Below are 19,267 nucleotides of genomic sequence, written 5' to 3'. Positions count from 1 at the left end.
AAGCTTATATATAAGAAAATGTATTCAAGGGGTATTTATATGTATACAATTACTGAATTTTCACGGATTTGTAAAATGAGTACACGAATGTTAAGGCATTATGATAAAGAGGAAATATTGAAACCAGCATATGTGAATCCGGTAAATGGATATAGATATTATGAGCAAGGGCAGCTTGAAATAGCGTTGAAAATTAAAAAGCTAAGGGAGTACAAATTCCCTTTACCGAAAATTAAAACAATTCTTAAATCATCAGATCAAGATTCATTTATTACACATATGCAATCGCAAATTATAGAGTTGTCTCATGAGGTGAAACAAAATTTACAGGTTATTTCAGAAATGAATGAAATGGTAAGTATGAATAATGGTTTAAATATTGCTCGTCATAGAAGTTACGATATATTAATTGGAATGAGAAATGAAATGACGGTAATTGCTCAAAGACTGCAAATAGATATAGATGATATGGATGATTATTTTTATTCCTTATATGAAAAAGTACAAAAAAACAGCTTACGAATAGTCGGTTCTCCATCCACAGTTTTTTATGATGAAGAGTATATTCCAAATCACAGCGATATTGAATTAAGAATTCCGATTATGGCTGAGGATAATAAAGGCGTATTACAAGAGTGCGAAGTAAACAAGCTAAATGGGCATCAAATCGTTACTACTATGCATTATGGTAGTTATGACTATATAGGTTACGCTTATATAGCGTTAGAAGAATGGGTTGAAAGAAATGGTTATGTAATAAATAATGCGCCATATGAGGTCTATATAAAAGGACCTGAATGTGATTGTTTAGTAGAGGAGTATGTGACACAAATTTGTTTTTTAGTTACGAAAATAGAATGAGAATAAGGATTGACATTAACATTATGTCAATCCTTATTCTATATATGTAAGCAATTTATCATAATAAAAAGGGGAAAGAATATGAAAAGAAAAATCTTACTTATTTGTCTAATTCTTAGTATGATATGGATCTCAGCGTGTACTCCTGAAGTAGGAGAAGGTGAGAATGGTAGCTCTGTTCTACCTAATCAGTTGCCGAAGAATGTAGTATTTAAAAATGGTACAATCTATACTTCAAATGGAAAGCAAGACATCCTAGAGGCTGTAGCCGTTAAAGAAGGGAAAATTACATTTGTTGGTTCAAACAAGGATGTAGAGGAATTTATAAATGAAGATACGAAAGTGGTGGATTTACAAGGGCGTTTTATCCTCCCTGGTTTTGTGGACAATCATAATCATATATTTGAAGCGAAATCACCAGCAGCAGGGAATTGTAGTGTATCACCAGATGCTTCGCTGCAAGAACAACGCTCGTATTTAAAAGCGTGTAAAAAAGATGTAAAGACAGGGGAATGGATAAGCGGAACTGGATTTAGTTTAGAAGAGCTGTTAAAAGATATGGACGAAAAATCAGAACAACAAACTCCATTACAAGTTCTAAATGAGTTATTTCCTAATAATCCAGTATTAATTATGGAAAGAACCTCTCATTCTGTATGGGTTAACTCGAAAGCATTGGAGTTAGCTGGGATAAATAAAGATACGAAAGATCCGCAAGGCGGAAGAATCATTCGAGATCCAGAGACAGGAGAACCGTTTGGGATTCTTTATGATACAGCTGGAGATATCGTGATGGAAAAAGCATGGAATTCCCAGCCGAACCTCTTTGAAAAAAACTATGAAGGTTTGTTGGACGGATTAGATGAGGTTGCGAAGAATGGTATTACTACAGTCGGTGATGGACGTCTCTATTGGAAGCGAGGCTGGTTAGATGTTTGGAATAAAGTAAATGATGAGAAAAAGCTAACGTCACGAGTAGTACTTCGTCCGTGGGTGTATCCGAATTTAAATGAAGCAGAACAAATGGAGTATTTCAAAAAAATTAAGCGTGATGATGTATCATCTCGAATGCTTATTAATCAAGTGAAAATGTATAGTGATGGAATTAGTATTAACAGCACAGCTAAAATACTAGAAAAATATAAATTTGAGTGGTTTCAAGGGACTCCATATGGTTTGAACTATATTCCAGAAGAAAAGATGAAGTGGTGGTTGACTGAACTTAATAAAATTGGTTACGGTGCATTAATCCACGCGATTGGAGACGGCGGGGTAAGAGAAAGTTTAAATGCAATTGAAGCAGCGAAAAAAGAAGGGGCAAATCAGCCTTATACGCTCACGCATGTGGAGATGGTAGAAGATAGTGATATAAAACGTTTTACTAAATTAGGTATTAGCGCTGATTTTCAAGTAGGTCATGATTTTGCGGAAGATCCAAAACAAAGCTGGGCAAGTACGTATTTTTCAGATCAACAGATGAAACGAATTATGCCGTTAGGACGAATTTGGAAAACAGGAGCAAATGTATCGCTTAGTAGTGATTGGGATGTAAATGAACTAAATCCACTTGTGACTATTTCGAATGCATTAAGCATTGGTGAGAAAGGCTTATCCGATGTACATGCAGCTATTGATGCTTATACAATTAAGCCAGCCAAAGCATTAGGTCTTGATAACATTACTGGCTCGATTGAAGTAGGGAAATCAGCTGATATGGTATTACTAAATGAAGATATTACTAAAATGAGTGCCGATAAGATTCCGAATGCGAAAGTTTTAGTGACGGTTTTACAAGGAGAAGTAGTGTATCACAAGGAGAAATAGCGAGTAATCTTATTTGGTTGCCACAAGTAAATGAATATATTTCTGTTGACCTTAACACGATGTCAAAGTTTAGACTGAACTTACATTCGAAGAAGGGGTGAACACGTATGAGAAATATGGAAAATAGTTTGTTTTATATGCCTGCCGAGTGGGGAAAACATGAGGGGACATGGCTCCAATGGCCTCATGACAGAACCCATAGAGGTGAAGGTTACAGAGCTAAGTTGGATGATATTTGGGTAACGATGGCAAAGGAGCTTCATTACGGAGAAAATGTGCATATTGTTGTATATGATGAAGAAGAAAAAGTGCATGTCCAATCGAAGTTAATTGAAGCGAAAGTGAATATGGTTAAAATTGATTTCTTAATTCAAGAAACTGATGATATTTGGATCAGAGATAATGGGCCTATTTTTGTGAAAAATAAGGAAGGGGATTTTTCATTAACACATTGGATTTTCAATGGTTGGGGGAATAAATACCCGCATGAAAAAGACGCTGTTATTCCAGAGAAAATAAGTGAAATGTATAGCATTCCAAAAGTTGAATCAAGTGTCTGTCTAGAAGGTGGAGGAATAGAGATAAACGGAAATGGAACCTTAATGGCGGCAAAAACTTCTATTATAAATGAAAATCGAAATCCCACACTAAGTCAGGAAGAGATTGAAATGGAGTTAACGAAGTACTTGGGAGTAACGAATTTCATATGGATAACTGGTATTCGCGGTGAGGATAATTATGATGAAGATACGGATTACCATATTGATGGGGCAGCGCGTTTTGTAAATGAAAATACGATTCTTTATGAATATGATCCTTTTGGGGAAGGAGAGTCGTACCTTTTGGAGGCGCACGAAAAGCATTATCAAGAATTGCGACAAGCGAGAAATATAGATGGAAATCCATTTCAACTCATCCCAGTACCTGTAACAAGAAAAGTGGTAAAAGAGGCAGACTGTAAAGGTTCGTATTTGAATTTTTATATTGGCAATGAAGTTGTATTGGTTCCTATATACGGTGATGAACATGATAAGTTAGGGCTTCAAATTATTGAAGGGCAATTTCCAGGTAGAAGAGTTGTTGGTGTTTATGTAAATGAATTGTATGCGTATGGTGGTATGATTCATTGTGTGACGCAGCAGCATTTAGAATAAAGTGATTTAAATGAAAGAAGCATGCAGAGCATAAGTCTGCATGCTTCTTTCTATAATGCTGAAAACTCTTCAACAAGTTGAGCAAAACGATTCAACGCACTTTCAATCGGTGCTGGTGTAGTTAAATCAACACCAGCTTTTTTCAGTAGGTTTAATGGATAGTCAGAACTTCCACCTTTAAGGAATTCAATATAGTTTTTCTGGGCATTTGGGTCGCCGCTTAATAATTTATCGGCGATTTGGATTGCAGAGGCGAAGCCCGTTGCGTATTTGTAAACGTAAAATGGACGGTAGAAATGAGGGATTCTAGACCAGCCATATTTTACTTCTTCGTCAAATACGATGGAGTCTCCATTATATTCTCTAAATAACTTTTCATAAATTTCGCTAAAGACTTGGGCATTTAATGGTTTACCTTGCTCGGCCATTTCATGTGTAGTTTTTTCAAATTCTGCAAACATGATTTGTGTAAAGAAGGTACCTTTAAAGCTATCGATAAAGTAGTTAATTAAATGATTACGTACGTTCGTTTCTTTCGCTTCTTTTAATAAATAGTGAATTAATAACACTTCATTTACGGTAGAAGCGACTTCTGCAACAAAGATAGTGTAGTGTGCAGAAATTCTTGGTTGGTATCCGTGTGAATAATGCGTATGCATACCGTGACCGCATTCATGAGTAAGAGTGAAAAGGCTATTTAAATCATCGTGATGATTTAAAAGAATGAAAGGATGAACACCGTATACACCAAAATTATAAGCGCCAGAACGTTTTCCTGGTGTTTCTCTCACGTCTATATAGCGTTTATCTTTAAAGCTTTTTAATGTTTCGATATATTCTTCACCTAAAGGAGCTAGTGACGCGATCATTATATCAAATGCTTCGTCGTATGGAATGTCTTGTTTTACACCTTTTACTAAATCAACACTCAAGTCGTATTGTCTTAGTTCATCTACATTTAATTTTTCTTTTCTAAGTTCATTATACGTATGTAATGATTGAATGTTTTTTTTCGTCGTATCGATTAAATTTTCATATACTTCTTTCGGAACCATGTCGCCAAATAACGATTTTTCTAAAGCAGATGGATATTTTCTTAGCTTTGAAACAGTAACATTATTTTTAATAGCTGCAGATAAAGTAGAAGCAATAGAGTTTTTCAACTGAACATATGGCTTGTAATAAGCTTTATAAGCTTCTTTACGTTTCTCACGATTCTCATCTTCTATTAACTTTGAATACATTCCACGTGTTAAGTTTACTTTTTCTCCATCATCAGTAGTCACTTCACCAAAAATTATATCTGCATTATTTAACATGCCAAATGTATGCTGCGGGGAGGAGAGTGCTTCACCCATTTGTGATAAAATCTCTTCTTGGTCTTTATTCAAAACGTGTTTTTTATAACGGTATAGCTCAAATAAGTCTTCTTTATAATAGTGTAAGCCTTCTGTTTCTTCTATGTAAGAATGTAATGTGTTTTCATCTACACTAAGCAAGAATGGGGAAAAGAAAGATTTAGCCGCACTTACTTTCACGTGTAATTGTGATACTTTATCGACAAGGGATTGAGCGTCAGTATCGCGTGTATCAAGATCAGATTGTAGTCTTGCATAAGCGAACATTAAAGATATTATGCTAGATATTTCTTCACTCTTTGTTAAATAAGCTAATAAACTATTGCCATCGTGAATATTTCCGTTAAACTTGTGTAGTTCATTCGTTAATACTTCAATTTTATGAAAGTCGCTTTCCCAATCTTCAATTGTATGGTAAATGTCCGTTAAATTCCATTTTTCTTTATCAGCTACTTGTAGTCGATCTTTAAGTTCTGTCATAATCATTTCCTTTCTAAATATGTAGTTATGTTCCTATATAACTATGAAATACAACAAATTGCAAAAAATCCCTGCTGGAAAATAAAAAGCCTTGCCGGAAATGGCGAGGCTTTAAAAGTTTAATGTAATGCCAAACGTTGAATGTAAAAGATTTTTATATTGCTCTTCTGTAACTGTTTCTTTCGTTTTTTTACCGTTTTTCGCTATTGTAAGGTTATCTTTCGTTAAAGAGGCATGCCCATTTTCAGTCAGTTTTACAGTAAGAGGTACTTTATTAAAAGGGGAACCCTCATGTTCAACGATAATTTTTTGTGCTGCATTTGCTTTTTCCACATTTACTTCTTCCAAGTGAAATGCATAACCTACTGTCCAATCATTAGTAGAAGATTGATCTAGAAACTCATTATTTTTACGCATTTCTAAAATATAATTGCCTTTTTCAGTCGTTTCTTTGCGAATACGATAATCTCCTGTTACGGAGTGAACGACTTCACCTGAGAAAGGGACAGGTGCAAGAGGTAAGTATGATCCGAATCCAACTTCAATTAAGTAAAGTTCATTATGATATTTTAAAACTGTTGCGATATGTCCAGAATCCACAGCCCATATAGAGTTTGCATTGTTATAAACTGTTCCTGAAACGAGATGAACATCGAATTTAGAGTCTTTAAGGAAGTAATACATAGTCGGATTGAGTTCATAACAAAGGCCGCCACGGTTGTTTAATAAAATTTTCTGCTCAAGATTTTCTTTTGATATTTCTGTAAAGTTGTTTTCGAGAATATTTAAGTTTTCAAAAGGGACAGATTGTGACATTGCATACATAATACTAGGTAAATCTTTAAAAGAAACTATTTCTTTATTCTTTATATTTAATCGTGCGAAAAATTGTTTTTGAAAGTTTGTCATTGAAATCCCTCCGTTATGCTTTTATAAGTAAATTGTAAACAAAATTGAGTAAGATGTGAATTTTAAACTATGTTGAGATACTTGTGGAATATGTGAAGTTACATGAAAAATAATGTGAGAGATTAAAAGATTACTACTTTACTAACTGTAGAACGAATATTATAATAATTTTAATAAATTATGCAAACGTTTTCTTGAAGGGGATGGTGTAAATATGTTGAAAAGGATTATGGTAGTCTGTTTATTGTTTATTTTACTTTTTCCTAATATATATGAGGGGAATAAGGCGGAAGCAGCAACGATAAACAATGGAACATTAATGCAGTATTTTGAGTGGTACGCTCCGAATGATGGGAATCATTGGAATCGTTTGCGTTCTGATGCTGAAAATTTAGCCCATAAAGGAATTACATCTGTATGGATACCACCTGCATATAAAGGGACTTCACAAAATGATGTAGGATATGGAGCGTATGATTTATATGATTTGGGGGAATTCAATCAAAAAGGAACGGTGCGGACGAAATATGGGACAAAAGCACAGTTGAAATCTGCAATTGAAGCTTTACATAAGCAAAGCATAGATGTGTATGGTGATGTAGTTATGAACCATAAAGGTGGGGCTGATTATACTGAAACCGTAACAGCTGTAGAGGTAGACCGAAACAATCGAAATATTGAAGTGTCAGGTGATTATGAAATTAATGCATGGACGGGGTTTAACTTTCCAGGACGCGGAGATTCTTATTCTAATTTCAAATGGAAATGGTATCATTTTGACGGAACGGATTGGGATGAAGGAAGGAAATTAAATCGAATTTATAAATTTAGGGGTATAGGTAAAGTGTGGGACTGGGAAGTGTCTAGCGAGAATGGGAATTATGATTATTTGATGTATGCAGATCTTGATTTTGATCATCCTGATGTTGTGAAGGAGATGAAAAATTGGGGAACGTGGTATGCGAATGAATTAAATTTAGATGGCTTTCGTTTAGATGCTGTTAAACATATTGATCATGAATATTTACGCGATTGGGTAAATCATGTCAGACAGCAAACAGGGAAAGAAATGTTTACAGTAGCTGAATATTGGCAAAATGACATCCAGACTTTAAACAATTATTTGGCGAAAGTCAATTATAATCAATCTGTATTTGATGCACCGCTTCATTACAATTTTCATTATGCTTCAACAGGAAATGGGAATTATGATATGAGAAATATTTTAAATGGGACAGTAATGAAAAATCACCCTGCACTCGCAGTTACTCTCGTTGAGAATCATGATTCACAGCCTGGGCAGTCATTGGAATCTGTAGTAAGTCCGTGGTTTAAACCGTTGGCATATGCATTTATTTTAACACGTGCAGAGGGCTATCCTTCAGTTTTTTATGGTGATTACTATGGGACAAGCGGAAAGAGTAGTTATGAAATTCCAGCGTTAAAAGATAAAATTGATCCGATTTTGACGGCACGAAAAAACTTTGCATATGGTACGCAGCGTGATTATTTAGACCATCCAGATGTGATTGGCTGGACAAGAGAAGGTGATGGTGTACATGCCAATTCTGGTTTAGCGACATTACTCTCAGACGGACCAGGAGGATCAAAGTGGATGGATGTTGGAAAGAATAACGCTGGGGAAGTATGGTACGATATTACGGGTAATCAAACAAATACTGTAACAATTAATAAAGATGGATGGGGGCAGTTCCATGTAAATGGAGGCTCTGTTTCAATATATATTCAGCAGTAAATTTGTGATGAAAAAGAAGGGGCAGACTGAAATATAAGTTTTCCTCTTCTTTTTTACATTCTGCATAGTTATTAAAGTATGACACCTTTACTTCTTGTAAAACATATAGTATGATGATTTCAATAAATTAGATTTCAATGACTAAAATATAAATTAATGAGAGGTGCTTTTTGTGAGTGCGGTAGGTACTAAATAGGAAAAATTTAATGAAATAAATCGGATAAGACCAGGGGATTTTTATGTACATCATACCCCTAATTTTGTCATGGATTTATTTCGAAACCTATGAAGATACCTACAATACTTTATAAAGCTTGTAATAATAGGGATTGCCATATGCTTTTTAGATGGCTTATTTCCTTATACGTTATTACACTTGCCTTGTAAATGTAAAAGCTGCGGTATCCCCGCAGCTTTTTTGTATATATTTTTAATGTATAAAAATGGTAATTAAATAATATAGAATTCATTGGAATCTAATGAGTAGGTATCTTCATTGATGATAGAAATCAATCATAGTGAGGAGAAACAAAATGAATACGATGACTTTTGAAAAGTTACAATATAACGAATTAATGGAAATAGTGAAATCTTATTGTGTAAGTGGTTTAGGTAAGGAATTATTAAATAAATTAGAGCCGAGTACGAGTATAAAAGTAGTGAGAAATCGCTTAAATGAAACGACAGAAGCACGAGCTATAGTAGATGCAGAAGGGCATGTGCCTTTTTTCGGAATATCCAATATCGCTAGTACAATTCAAAAATTAGAAAAAGGGATGATTTTAGATCCAGCAGAGTTAGTGAGCGTTTCAGACTTTTTACGTGGGTGTCGAAAGATTAAAAAGTTTATGCTAGATAAAGAATTTTTTGCGCCAGTATTAGCTTCTTATGCAAATTCAATGACTGAATTTAAAAGTATTGAAGAGGAAATTAACTTTTCAATTAAAGGAAATAGCATTGATGCAGCGGCTAGTAAAGAGTTAAAACGAATTCGAAATAACATTGATTCTGTAGATGGAAAAATAAAAGAACGTTTAACGAAGTTTTTAAATAGTAGTGCAAATAAGAAGTATATTCAGGAATTCTTTATTAGTAAAAAGGATGATCGATATACGATTCCAATCAAATCTACCTATAAAAATCAAGTTGCAGGAAGTATTGTTGAAGCATCTGCAAAAGGTTCTACTGTATTTATAGAACCACATACGGTTACAAAATTAAATGCGGAACTAGCAAGTTGGAAAGCAGAAGAAGCGATGGAAGAGTATCAAATTTTAGCGACTTTATCAGGAATGATATTAGAAAATATTTATCATATAAAAATTAATATGGAACTGATTAGTCAATATGACATGGTATTTGCGAAAGCGAAGTTTAGTAAAAGTATCGATGGAATAGAACCGAAGTTAAACGATCATGGTCACATTCATTTAGTGAATTGTAAGCATCCGCTTTTAACAGGGCAAGTTGTACCGTTAAATTTTGAAATCGGTCAAGAGTACCGTAGTTTAATTATTACAGGACCGAATGCGGGCGGGAAAACGATTGTGTTAAAAACAATTGGACTTTTAACATTAGCGACAATGTCTGGCTTGCACATCGCTGGAGATAAAGAAACGGAAATTGCTATTTTCGAAAATGTGTTTGTAGATATAGGTGATAATCAAAGTATTGAAAATGCACTAAGTACATTTTCATCTCATATGAAAAATCTGTCTGAAATTATGAGGATGTCAAATAATAATACGTTACTACTATTTGACGAAATAGGAAGCGGCACAGAACCAAATGAAGGTGCGGCGCTTGCGATATCTATTTTAGAAGAATTTTATCTAACGGGATGTATTACAATTGCGAGTACGCATTACGGAGAAATTAAACGGTTTTCAGAAATGCATGGTGATTTTATGAATGCGGCAATGCAGTTTAATAGTGAAACGTTAGAACCGCTTTATAAGTTAGTAATCGGTAAATCTGGTGAAAGTAATGCACTTTGGATTGCAAATAAAATGAATGTAAAAGAACATGTACTGCAAAGAGCGAAAGGGTATATGGGAAATAAAGAATACGCTATAGAAAAAGTGAATGAAAGTAAAATTAGAAAACCGAAATTCGTGCAAGAAAAAAGAGAAAATGACTATGAATATAAAATCGGTGACCGTGTGAATTTATTGGATCATGATGATTTTGGTATCATCTATAAGGAAAAAGATAATTTCTATAATGTCGTTGTATATTATAACGGTGAATTCGTTGAAGTGAATGTAAAACGTATTACTTTAGAGGTAGCGGCGAAAGAATTATACCCAGAAGGATATGATTTAAATACACTATTTGTCGATTATAAAGAAAGAAAAATGCAACACGATATTGAGCGCGGATCGAAAAAAGCGCTTCGTAAAATTGAAAAAGAAATTAGAAAGAATAGAGGATAAGTTAAAATGGTAACGATCAGACAAGAACAAAAAAACGATTATAGAAAAACAGAAGAAGTTGTACAACAAGCATTTTTACATGAAGAATTTAGTGATAAAAAAGAACATGAACTTGTAAAACGTATTAGAGAATGTGACGCATTTGTTCCAGCGTTATCAATCGTTGCGGTAGATGAGGAAATAGTCGGGCACATTATGTTATCCAAAATTACAATAGAACAAGACGGGACTACTGTAGATTCATTAGCACTGGCACCAGTATCAGTTGCTCCAGGCCATCAGAAAAAAGGAATTGGTGGCAAACTTATCGTAGCGGCGCTAGAAAAAGCGAAAGAACTTGGATATGGATCAGTTGTAGTATTAGGGCATCCAGAGTACTATCCGAAATTGGGTTTTAAGAAAGCAAGTGATTGGAATATAAAAGCACCATGTGAAGTGCCAGATGAAGTGTTTATGGTGATGGAACTTAGAGAGAATGCTCTTCAAGGTGTTGAAGGGGTTGTTCAGTATTCGGAAGCTTTTTCTGAATAAAAGTACCGATTAAGAAATGTAATCATAAAAAATGCTATCTTTTTGTAGGGATGTACAGAAAGATAGCGTTTTTTAGTAAGCAGATCTACTTACGTATATTTTGCGCGATGGATAATTGAGATGATAAGATTGATATAGAAATGTAAAGGGAGAGAATATGATGAAGACGCGAGAAACAGATAGTAATGGGAAATTAGTTACGTTATATGTTACAAGACACGGTAAAACAATATTAAATGCGAATCATCGCGTGCAAGGTTGGGCGGATTCTCCGTTAGTAGAAAAAGGTGTTGAAGTTGCCGCGAATCTAGGAATGGGATTAAAAGATACTCATTTTACTAGTGTATATAGTAGTGATAGCGGTCGAGCGATTGAAACTGCTAATTTAGTATTAAAATATAATGAGCAATCAAAGTTAAAACTTGAGACAAGAAAAGATTTACGTGAATTGAACTTTGGCACTTTTGAAGGCGAAAAAGTTGAAATTATGTGGGATGCTATCGGAAAAGCTGCAGGTGTTACATCACCAGACGAACTCATGAAGTATTCTATTGAAGAAGTTATTAATCTGATTAGAGCAGCAGACCCTACAAAACAGGCAGAAGGTTGGGCAGTATTTTCTACTCGTATAAAAAAAGAAATTAATAGGATTAGTGAAGAAGCTGCTGAAAATGGTGGAGGCAACGTTTTAGTTGTAGCTCATGGACTTCTGATTACTGCATTAATAGAAATGCTGGATCGTAGTAAAACAAAACTTGGAGTGGAAAATGCAAGTGTAACGAAAGTTTTATATGAAGATGGGAAGTATACAGTCGAATCGGTTGGGGATATGAGTTATGTTGAAAAAGGAAAAGAAAGTGTGGAAATATAATAATATCTCAAATAGAAATAAGAACAGGAAGCTAGCAAAATCTAGCTTCCTGTTTTAGTTAGATGAATCATGGGATTAATAAAATCTTCCCAGTACTTTTTCGGCTCTCTAATAATTCATGTGCAAGAGCACCATCTTGTAAAGAGAATGTAGTAGGACTCGCGATGTTTAATTTTCCATTCGCAATCCATTCGAATAGTTGAGAGGAACGTTCTTTTCGCTCTTCGTAAGATATAAGTACATTCCAAAGGTCTCCGCCAGTTAAAGTTTTCGAAGTATCCATAAGCATACGTGGATCAACTGGCGCAGGATTACCACCGGCCATTCCGTAAAATACGACAGTACCACCAATTTTAGTCGCTTTAAAGCTTTCTTCTAATGTAGAACCTACTGATTCATACACAACATTTACGCCAGCATCATTAGTCATTTCAAGTACATTCGTATGCCATGCTTCGCTATATAAAAATACGTGATCGGCACCGGCTAACGCTGCTATCTGTGCTTTTTCTTTTGATGACGTAAGACCGATTACTGTTCCGCCCTGTAGTTTAATCATTTGGATGAGAAGCTGACCAACACCACCAGCTGCGGCATGTACTAAAGCTATATCACCTTGTTTTATTTGATAGCTATCTTTCGTTAAATAATGTGCTGTTAATCCTTGTAATAAGATAGAAGCGGCTGTTTCAAAAGAAATAGAATCTGGAAGTGGAATTGCTTTTTCAGATGGAACGGCAACTAATTCTGCATTTGCAAATGGAACGTCAGCAAATGCAATGCGATCTCCAGGATTGATAGTAGTAACGTCAGCTCCTACTTTTTCAACAATACCAGCCCCTTCATAACCTAATATATAAGGCGGATTACCAGCGAGATGATAATCGCCGCGGCGTCTATAAATATCAGCGAAATTTAAACCAATTGCTTGCATGCGAACAAGAATTTCATTTGGATTTATGATTGGATCAGCTATTTCTTTATATTGTAGTACATCAGCATTTCCAAACTGTTCGAAACAAAGTGCTTTCATATGGAATACCTCCATTTATATTGTTTGTAGATGTTCTTTATCATACAATACAAATATCAATAGAAAAAGAAGATTATTTCGATGGAATCAATCGAAAATGTCGATTGAAAAGGGGGAATAGCAAATGGAGATAAAACAATTAATTACATTTAAAGTAGCGGCAGAGACTTTGAACTTTACCCAAACTGCGAAGAAATTAAACTTTGCCCAATCGAGCGTAACAGCGCAAATTAAAACGTTAGAAACTGAGCTTGGTACGCCGTTATTTGAGAGATTGGGAAAACGCCTTTTCTTAACTGAAGCAGGAAGAAAGTTTCAACTATATGCCGATAAGATGATTGCGCTCAGTAACGAAGCGAAAATGGCTGTGAAAGATGATGAGGAAATAGCAGGTACGTTAATAATTGGTGCGCAAGAAAGTCAATGTACATACAGGCTCCCTTCCATATTAAAAAGGTTTAAAGCGCAATTTCCCCAAATAAAACTTATATTTAAACCAGCGCATTCCAATAAAGATGCGAAGGAACAATTGATGGAGGGGAAAGTAGACCTTGTATTTATTTTAGACGAATGTAAAACAGAAGACGTTTTACATGTAGAGCCACTTATGAAAGAAGAATTAAAAGTAGTAGCTGCTCCTACGCATCGTTTACTTGAACAATCTTCCGTTTCTATAAAAGATTTAGAGAGTGAAACACTTTTACTAACAGAACTCGGTTGCTCGTATCGGACTTTATTCGAAGAGTTATTTCGTGCGGAAGACGTATATCCGGCAAATAAGATTGAGTTTGTTAGCGTAGAGGCAATTAAACAATGTGTTATTGCAGATTTAGGTGTAGCCGTGTTACCAGCTATAGTAGTAGAAAAAGATATACGAGAAGGTACAGTAAAGGAGTTAGTTTTAAAAGAAACAATTCCCCCGATTTATACGCAAATTGCTTGGCATAAAGATAAATGGATGACATCGCCACTGCAACAATTTATTGATGTAACGAGGGAGTTTTTTGCGAGGGATTAAGTGGAGAAATATTTGTTTTATATGTAAGAAGAATAGCACTTTTGTATATAGGGAACCGATACTTGGATGAAACAAGTATCGGTTCTTTATAGTATATTTTTATAATCACTTTTAAGTATGGCCATAATAATTGAAAAAGCGAATCAACTAAGGTCTGTATCAGGAGGAGTATATCCAAGGTGGCGAGCCATAGATACAATTTGTCCTTTATGATGAAACTCATGAGTCTCCGTATGGGTTAAAAGCCATAGCGGAGTTGTGCTCCAAGGTTCTTTTTGCCATTTCACTTCATTTGCTATATTTTCGAGCCACCGGTCATTGTATTCATCTAGAAAACGTTGGACAACTTCATCTACTAACTTAAATCTAGCACGAACTTTTTCGACATCTGCATGTTCAATTTCATAATCGCTAGCAAATGAAAAATCTGCTCGTTTTTGGTTAAATGCGAATGTTCCAAGCCAGTATCGATAGCAATCGGCTACATGAATATGGGTTTTTATAATGCTGCCACTTCCGAAATTCGGCACTGTGCTATGTAATTTTTCTAGTGGGAGTTCTTCCAAAAACGTAAATAGGTTTTCTCTTGTAGAGCTAATAAGATTATATTGGTGTCTTAAAACATCTAACATGCAAATACACTCCTCTTTTGTTTACTGTAATATTTGTGCAGTAAGTATTTCTATATTTATGAGGAGAGGTCCTTTTTTATTGTTTTCAGTAAGCATATTAGATGTATTTTTTAATTGTTTCTGATAGATTAAACAAGGTGAAACTTTAATAAGTTGAACATTTTTAGCTCATAATAAATTGTACATAAAAAAGGGGACGATAAAATGAATAGAATAGTTGGTTTAAAACAATTTGAAATAACGCGTGGAGCATTACTTAACTTTATGGAAACTTTAGATGACAAAACTGCGGATAAGCAGCCGGAGGGCTTTAATAACACAATCCGCTGGCATATCGGTCACGTGTTATCTGCAGCAGAGACTTTCATGTTTGGAAGAGAATTTAAACATTTACCAAGTGAATATCCAGGTATGTTTGGATATGGATCAAGACCATCTAAATGGGAAACAGAAGGGCCATCATTAGAAGTGTTAAAGTCTCAGTTACAAGAGCAAGCGAAGCGCATTAATGAAATTCCAGCAGAAGCATTTGAAAATAAACTTCCAGAGCCATTCTTAGGATTGGAAACAGTAGGGGAGCTTTACGGTATGATGCTTTATCATGAAGCAGATCATATTGGTCAAATGAAGGCGATGGAACGTATTATTAAAGCTCTATAGATTTGAAAAAGCTAAAAAACGAAATCCTAATTGGATTTCGTTTTTTTATTGAGCAAGTAGAGAAGATTAGTTGTTTCTAATATGTATTTACATAATGGTTATTGAAAGGGTAGTTAAGACTAATATTAACTTAATTAGAGTCTAATATCTCAAGTTTCTTAGCTAACACCCAACCACTTAGACCATAAGATGCACAAATGTTGTAATAAACATAATTCTCTTTTATCAATGTTTCCTCTAATTCTGTAATATTATCATAAAGCATTGGCCAACAATAGTTTTTTTGTTCCTCTAATAATTTCTTATTCTCTTGAAAAAAATCTAGAAGTCGACCCTCGTCTATATTAAAAATAATGCTAGAACTTAGATGAGTTTCAAAAAAGTGTGCTAAGACACCAGAAAAAATTATATTTACATTCCTTCCTGATTCAGTAAGGGTGTGTATATGAATTTCTTCTTTCTCAAGATTAACTTGGTACGAAACAATGATATTATCGTGAACACTTACCATAATTTCACTCCCTAAAGTATAGATGTTTTATTTTTGTTTCTGCAATAGTATTTTTCCTTATTGTTACATTTGAGAAAACGGATGTGTTCAGATTTTTGGATGTACATGATATTCATATACATCCAAAAATGCCCTATTATCCTTTCGACCCCTTCAAATGTTTGAGTTGTGTAACAATCATAATGCTAATGACAACGAGTAAAAACCATGAGCTAATTTTGCTTAGGTGAACGAGGTTCCATGTTTCCCGTTGATTTGGATATTGCCATGCTCCGAAAAATGTTGCGATGTTTTCTGCAATCCAAATAAAGAATCCGATAAGGAAAAATGAGAGTACGAGGGGCATTTTATATGTAACGCCTTGTAATGAAAATTCCACAAATGTGCGAAAGAAAACAATGAATAAAAGTAAAGTTAATACCCATCTAAAGTCATATAGAAAATGATGTGTAAAAAAATTGAAGTAAATCATAGCTCCTAGCGGCACGGCAAAAATGGCTTTAGGCCAATGATACATTTGTAAATGTAATCTTCTCCACGCTTGGCATATGTAACTTGCGACGCTTGCGTACATAAAACCACTGTATAGCGGAACACCTAAAACTTTTGAATACGCCTCCTCAGGATAACTCCATGATCCAAAATGTACTTTATATATTTCTAGTAGAAGTCCGATAAGGTGAAAAACAGTAATTACTTTTAATTCGTCTTTCGTTTCAAGTCCCGTTTTATACATTATATATTGCATAAGAAGACATACGATGAGTATGAAATCATAGCGATATAATCCTGGGATAGAAATGATTTTTGAAAGGGCTAGTGTTAAAAAAATAATGACTGGGAACAAACAAGATAATGCTTGTTCGTAAGTGAAATAGAGTAGTTGTTTTATATAAAACATCGTTTCACCTTCAATGTATTTATTTGAAAAATCGAAATAATAACTCAGTATACTATAAATTTAAAAATATAACATCGCAATACTTTGTATGTATTTGTAAGTTTTAGAAGGGAATTGTAATAACCATTTTAATATTGTAACAAAGTAAAAAAATAGTTTGCTATTTAAAAAAAGTGAGGATATAATATCTAAATGAAAATGATAATTATTATCAATAATGATTATAAATAAAAAATAATTATAAAAAAACTGCATAAAAAGGATGAAATGAAACATGTTACATAAGTCGACTGTACATGCTGGAAATAATCGCTGGATACATATTAAGTTCATTTCTTTCATGAGCTTAACAATTTTATGCTTAATGGGGTCTATATTTTTAGCTGTTGCATTCGGTGCAAAGGATATTCATTTGCAAACGGTGTGGGCAGCGGTTTTTGATTACAATCCGAAATTAACGCAGCATCAAATTATTTATGAATTAAGGCTCCCAAGGGTAATTGGAGCGGCAGTTGTAGGGGCTGCTTTTGCAGTTGCTGGTGCTGTTATGCAAGGAGTAACACGAAATCCTTTAGCTGATGCAGGTGTGCTCGGAATAAATGCAGGTGCGATGTTTGTAGTAGCACTTAGTTTTGCTTTTTTCCCGCATATGCCGTATTCCTACTTAATGATTGTTTCCTTTATTGGAGCAGTTTTAAGTACCGTACTCATTTTTATTATCGGATCGGCAACATCAGGAGGGTTAACACCGATGAGGTTAACGATTGCTGGAGCAGTTATGGCAGCGCTTTTACACTCATTAAGTTCAGGTATTGCAATTTATTATGATTTAAGCCAAGATTTAGCGTTTTGGTTTGCTGGTGGTGTTGCGGGGGTTAAGTGGGAACACTTGAAACTTTTAGTGCCTATTATTCTCATAACGATTGTTTTTGCGACAGTGCTAGGGCGATCTATTTCACTCATATCAATGGGGGATGATGTTGCTACGAATTTAGGTGTGAAAACGAACCGAACGAGAATACTTGGGATGATTATAGTAGTCATTCTTGCAGGTGTGTCTGTTTCAGCTGTTGGTTCCATTGGATTTGTAGGACTTGTCATTCCGCACATCGCTAGAAAATTAGTAGGTGTTAATTATCGGCTTATTATTCCTATGTCAGCATTATTAGGAGCTATGTTATTGGTATTAGCTGATTTAGGGGCAAGAACAGTAAATCCTCCTAAAGAACTTGCGATAGGAATTATGGTAGCTCTTGTTGGAGTTCCGTTCTTCCTTTATATAGCACGTAAAGTTGGGAGTGAGTTATAAGTGAAGGATCTTTTTAAAACGGATAAAAAGAGAGCTATTACTATAACTACAATTTTCGGATGTATAAGTATCGCTGTAATTTTAATTAGTTTAAATACAGGTACACTGAGCATTGCACCGCTCAAAGTGATTCAAACGCTTTTTGGTTATGGTGATTTTGAGAGTGCAACCGTGCTATACGATTATCGTATGCCAAGAATTATAATCACAATGTTAGCTGGCATTGGCCTTGGGGTTTCCGGTGCGATTTTGCAAGGATTATCTCGTAACGCGCTGGCTGACCCGGGGATTCTTGGACTGCATTCGGGTGCATCTTTCGGGCTTATTGTATTCGTTACTCTCTTTCATTCTATTAACGAGAGTGCATCGATTTTAATACCATTATTTACATTTGGCGGAGGAGTGTTAGCTGCATTTCTTATTGTTCTGCTTGCGAGTGATCGGTCAAAAGGTTTACTTCCCATTAGACTTATTCTGGTTGGTATTGCAGTTTCAGCTGGTTTTAGTGCACTTTCATTATTTTTCTCGCTCAAGTTAAATGATGAGACGTATACATTCGCTTCTAGATGGTTAGTTGGTAACGTGTGGGGAAGAGATTGGATTCATGTCCTAGCATTATTACCTTGGATTTTGATACTAACTCCGTACGCATGGCTGAAATCTAAAACGTTAAATGCACTGTCACTAGGTGATAGTGTAGCAGCAGGACTTGGTGTATCTGTTCAAAAAGAACGGTTACTGCTTTTAGCTACAGCGGTAGGATTGTCTTGTGCAAGTGTATCAATGGCAGGGGGAATTGGCTTTATCGGCTTAGTTTCTCCGCATATTGCAAGGAAGTTAGTAGGTAGTATATATCAGCACTTCCTTCCGTTAGCTGGCATTATTGGAATGATTATTTTAGTACTCGCAGATACGATAGGTCGTTCTGTATTCGAGCCAAACTCTATTCCGGCTGGCGTAGTAGTAGCGGCTTTAGGAGCGCCGTATTTTCTTTATTTACTTACAAAAACAAAATAAATACTTC

Annotated in this window: 17 protein-coding genes; 11 read left to right on the top strand and 6 right to left on the bottom strand. The window is 35.0% G+C overall.

What is annotated here, in order from left to right:
* The first annotated feature begins 39 nt into the window (after positions 1-39).
* The 3 genes from EXW56_RS16535 (at position 40) to EXW56_RS16525 (ending at position 3,839) form a co-directional block, all read left to right on the top strand.
* On the top strand, positions 40-861 hold the full coding sequence (locus EXW56_RS16535) for a MerR family transcriptional regulator (protein ID WP_215596789.1): 822 nt from the start codon (positions 40-42) through the stop codon (positions 859-861).
* 81 nt (positions 862-942) lie between these two features.
* Positions 943-2,685: an amidohydrolase gene (locus tag EXW56_RS16530; RefSeq protein WP_215596788.1), complete on the top strand. Its 1,743-nt coding sequence runs from the start codon at positions 943-945 to the stop codon at positions 2,683-2,685.
* 107 nt (positions 2,686-2,792) lie between these two features.
* A complete protein-coding gene (locus tag EXW56_RS16525; RefSeq protein ID WP_215596787.1) occupies positions 2,793-3,839 on the top strand; it encodes an agmatine deiminase family protein in 1,047 nt (348 codons plus the stop codon).
* A gap of 50 nt (positions 3,840-3,889) precedes the next feature.
* On the opposite strand, the gene pepF is transcribed toward EXW56_RS16525, so the two are convergent.
* Together pepF and EXW56_RS16515 are read right to left on the bottom strand one after the other, a co-directional pair.
* A complete protein-coding gene (gene pepF / locus EXW56_RS16520; protein WP_215596786.1) occupies positions 3,890-5,677 on the bottom strand; it encodes an oligoendopeptidase F in 1,788 nt (595 codons plus the stop codon).
* Positions 5,678-5,788: 111 nt separating this feature from the next.
* Positions 5,789-6,586 (bottom strand): arylamine N-acetyltransferase family protein, encoded by a 798-nt coding sequence (locus tag EXW56_RS16515; RefSeq protein ID WP_215596785.1) that lies wholly within the window; start codon positions 6,584-6,586, stop codon positions 5,789-5,791.
* Between the two features lie 214 nt (positions 6,587-6,800).
* Between EXW56_RS16515 and amyS the strand changes: the two genes are divergently transcribed.
* The 4 genes from amyS (at position 6,801) to EXW56_RS16495 (ending at position 12,179) form a co-directional block, all read left to right on the top strand.
* Entirely contained in the window at positions 6,801-8,342 is a 1,542-nt protein-coding gene (gene amyS / locus EXW56_RS16510; RefSeq protein WP_070139767.1) for an alpha-amylase, read from the top strand.
* Positions 8,343-8,875: 533 nt separating this feature from the next.
* Positions 8,876-10,777 carry an endonuclease MutS2 gene (locus EXW56_RS16505; protein WP_215596784.1) on the top strand — a complete coding sequence of 634 codons (1,902 nt, stop codon included), beginning with the start codon at positions 8,876-8,878 and terminating at the stop codon, positions 10,775-10,777.
* A 6-nt stretch (positions 10,778-10,783) separates the two neighbouring features.
* The gene (locus EXW56_RS16500) at positions 10,784-11,308 is read left to right on the top strand and encodes a GNAT family N-acetyltransferase (protein WP_215596783.1); all 525 of its coding nucleotides are present in this window, start codon (positions 10,784-10,786) and stop codon (positions 11,306-11,308) included.
* Between the two features lie 160 nt (positions 11,309-11,468).
* On the top strand, positions 11,469-12,179 hold the full coding sequence (locus tag EXW56_RS16495) for a histidine phosphatase family protein (protein ID WP_215596782.1): 711 nt from the start codon (positions 11,469-11,471) through the stop codon (positions 12,177-12,179).
* A 67-nt stretch (positions 12,180-12,246) separates the two neighbouring features.
* On the opposite strand, the gene EXW56_RS16490 is transcribed toward EXW56_RS16495, so the two are convergent.
* Positions 12,247-13,212: a quinone oxidoreductase family protein gene (locus EXW56_RS16490; protein ID WP_215596781.1), complete on the bottom strand. Its 966-nt coding sequence runs from the start codon at positions 13,210-13,212 to the stop codon at positions 12,247-12,249.
* A gap of 124 nt (positions 13,213-13,336) precedes the next feature.
* Here EXW56_RS16490 and EXW56_RS16485 point away from each other — a divergent pair, with 124 nt between their 5' ends.
* Entirely contained in the window at positions 13,337-14,230 is an 894-nt protein-coding gene (locus EXW56_RS16485; protein ID WP_070139762.1) for a LysR family transcriptional regulator, read from the top strand.
* A gap of 143 nt (positions 14,231-14,373) precedes the next feature.
* On the opposite strand, the gene EXW56_RS16480 is transcribed toward EXW56_RS16485, so the two are convergent.
* The gene (locus EXW56_RS16480; protein ID WP_215596780.1) at positions 14,374-14,862 is read right to left on the bottom strand and encodes a DinB family protein; all 489 of its coding nucleotides are present in this window, start codon (positions 14,860-14,862) and stop codon (positions 14,374-14,376) included.
* Positions 14,863-15,066: 204 nt separating this feature from the next.
* On the opposite strand from EXW56_RS16480, the gene EXW56_RS16475 reads away from it, so the two are divergent.
* Positions 15,067-15,522: a DinB family protein gene (locus EXW56_RS16475; RefSeq protein ID WP_215596779.1), complete on the top strand. Its 456-nt coding sequence runs from the start codon at positions 15,067-15,069 to the stop codon at positions 15,520-15,522.
* A gap of 130 nt (positions 15,523-15,652) precedes the next feature.
* Here the strand turns inward: EXW56_RS16475 and EXW56_RS16470 are convergent, their stop codons facing one another.
* Positions 15,653-16,033 (bottom strand): hypothetical protein, encoded by a 381-nt coding sequence (locus EXW56_RS16470; protein WP_215557275.1) that lies wholly within the window; start codon positions 16,031-16,033, stop codon positions 15,653-15,655.
* A gap of 136 nt (positions 16,034-16,169) precedes the next feature.
* The gene (locus EXW56_RS16465; RefSeq protein WP_002199768.1) at positions 16,170-16,934 is read right to left on the bottom strand and encodes a DUF817 domain-containing protein; all 765 of its coding nucleotides are present in this window, start codon (positions 16,932-16,934) and stop codon (positions 16,170-16,172) included.
* A gap of 274 nt (positions 16,935-17,208) precedes the next feature.
* Between EXW56_RS16465 and EXW56_RS16460 the strand changes: the two genes are divergently transcribed.
* Both EXW56_RS16460 and EXW56_RS16455 read left to right on the top strand, forming a co-directional pair.
* Positions 17,209-18,243 carry a FecCD family ABC transporter permease gene (locus EXW56_RS16460; RefSeq protein WP_016105577.1) on the top strand — a complete coding sequence of 345 codons (1,035 nt, stop codon included), beginning with the start codon at positions 17,209-17,211 and terminating at the stop codon, positions 18,241-18,243.
* Positions 18,244-19,260 carry a FecCD family ABC transporter permease gene (locus tag EXW56_RS16455; RefSeq protein ID WP_215596778.1) on the top strand — a complete coding sequence of 339 codons (1,017 nt, stop codon included), beginning with the start codon at positions 18,244-18,246 and terminating at the stop codon, positions 19,258-19,260.
* Positions 19,261-19,267: the final 7 nt, after the last annotated feature.

The organism is Bacillus mycoides (assembly GCF_018742245.1).
GTDB classification, from domain to species: domain Bacteria; phylum Bacillota; class Bacilli; order Bacillales; family Bacillaceae_G; genus Bacillus_A; species Bacillus_A cereus_U.
Note: the sequence above shows the minus strand (reverse complement) of the source record. Positions and strands in the feature narration are given on the sequence as shown.

What these genes read in the sequence shown, in the direction of transcription:
- EXW56_RS16535 (WP_215596789.1), top strand. Translation starts at nt 40, where the DNA reads ATGTATACAATTACTGAATTTTCACGGATTTGTAAAATGAGTACACGA.
- EXW56_RS16530 (WP_215596788.1), top strand. Translation starts at nt 943, where the DNA reads ATGAAAAGAAAAATCTTACTTATTTGTCTAATTCTTAGTATGATATGG.
- EXW56_RS16525 (WP_215596787.1), top strand. Translation starts at nt 2,793, where the DNA reads ATGAGAAATATGGAAAATAGTTTGTTTTATATGCCTGCCGAGTGGGGA.
- pepF (WP_215596786.1), bottom strand. Translation starts at nt 5,677, where the DNA reads ATGACAGAACTTAAAGATCGACTACAAGTAGCTGATAAAGAAAAATGG.
- EXW56_RS16515 (WP_215596785.1), bottom strand. Translation starts at nt 6,586, where the DNA reads ATGACAAACTTTCAAAAACAATTTTTCGCACGATTAAATATAAAGAAT.
- amyS (WP_070139767.1), top strand. Translation starts at nt 6,801, where the DNA reads ATGTTGAAAAGGATTATGGTAGTCTGTTTATTGTTTATTTTACTTTTT.
- EXW56_RS16505 (WP_215596784.1), top strand. Translation starts at nt 8,876, where the DNA reads ATGAATACGATGACTTTTGAAAAGTTACAATATAACGAATTAATGGAA.
- EXW56_RS16500 (WP_215596783.1), top strand. Translation starts at nt 10,784, where the DNA reads ATGGTAACGATCAGACAAGAACAAAAAAACGATTATAGAAAAACAGAA.
- EXW56_RS16495 (WP_215596782.1), top strand. Translation starts at nt 11,469, where the DNA reads ATGAAGACGCGAGAAACAGATAGTAATGGGAAATTAGTTACGTTATAT.
- EXW56_RS16490 (WP_215596781.1), bottom strand. Translation starts at nt 13,212, where the DNA reads ATGAAAGCACTTTGTTTCGAACAGTTTGGAAATGCTGATGTACTACAA.
- EXW56_RS16485 (WP_070139762.1), top strand. Translation starts at nt 13,337, where the DNA reads ATGGAGATAAAACAATTAATTACATTTAAAGTAGCGGCAGAGACTTTG.
- EXW56_RS16480 (WP_215596780.1), bottom strand. Translation starts at nt 14,862, where the DNA reads ATGTTAGATGTTTTAAGACACCAATATAATCTTATTAGCTCTACAAGA.
- EXW56_RS16475 (WP_215596779.1), top strand. Translation starts at nt 15,067, where the DNA reads ATGAATAGAATAGTTGGTTTAAAACAATTTGAAATAACGCGTGGAGCA.
- EXW56_RS16470 (WP_215557275.1), bottom strand. Translation starts at nt 16,033, where the DNA reads ATGGTAAGTGTTCACGATAATATCATTGTTTCGTACCAAGTTAATCTT.
- EXW56_RS16465 (WP_002199768.1), bottom strand. Translation starts at nt 16,934, where the DNA reads ATGTTTTATATAAAACAACTACTCTATTTCACTTACGAACAAGCATTA.
- EXW56_RS16460 (WP_016105577.1), top strand. Translation starts at nt 17,209, where the DNA reads ATGTTACATAAGTCGACTGTACATGCTGGAAATAATCGCTGGATACAT.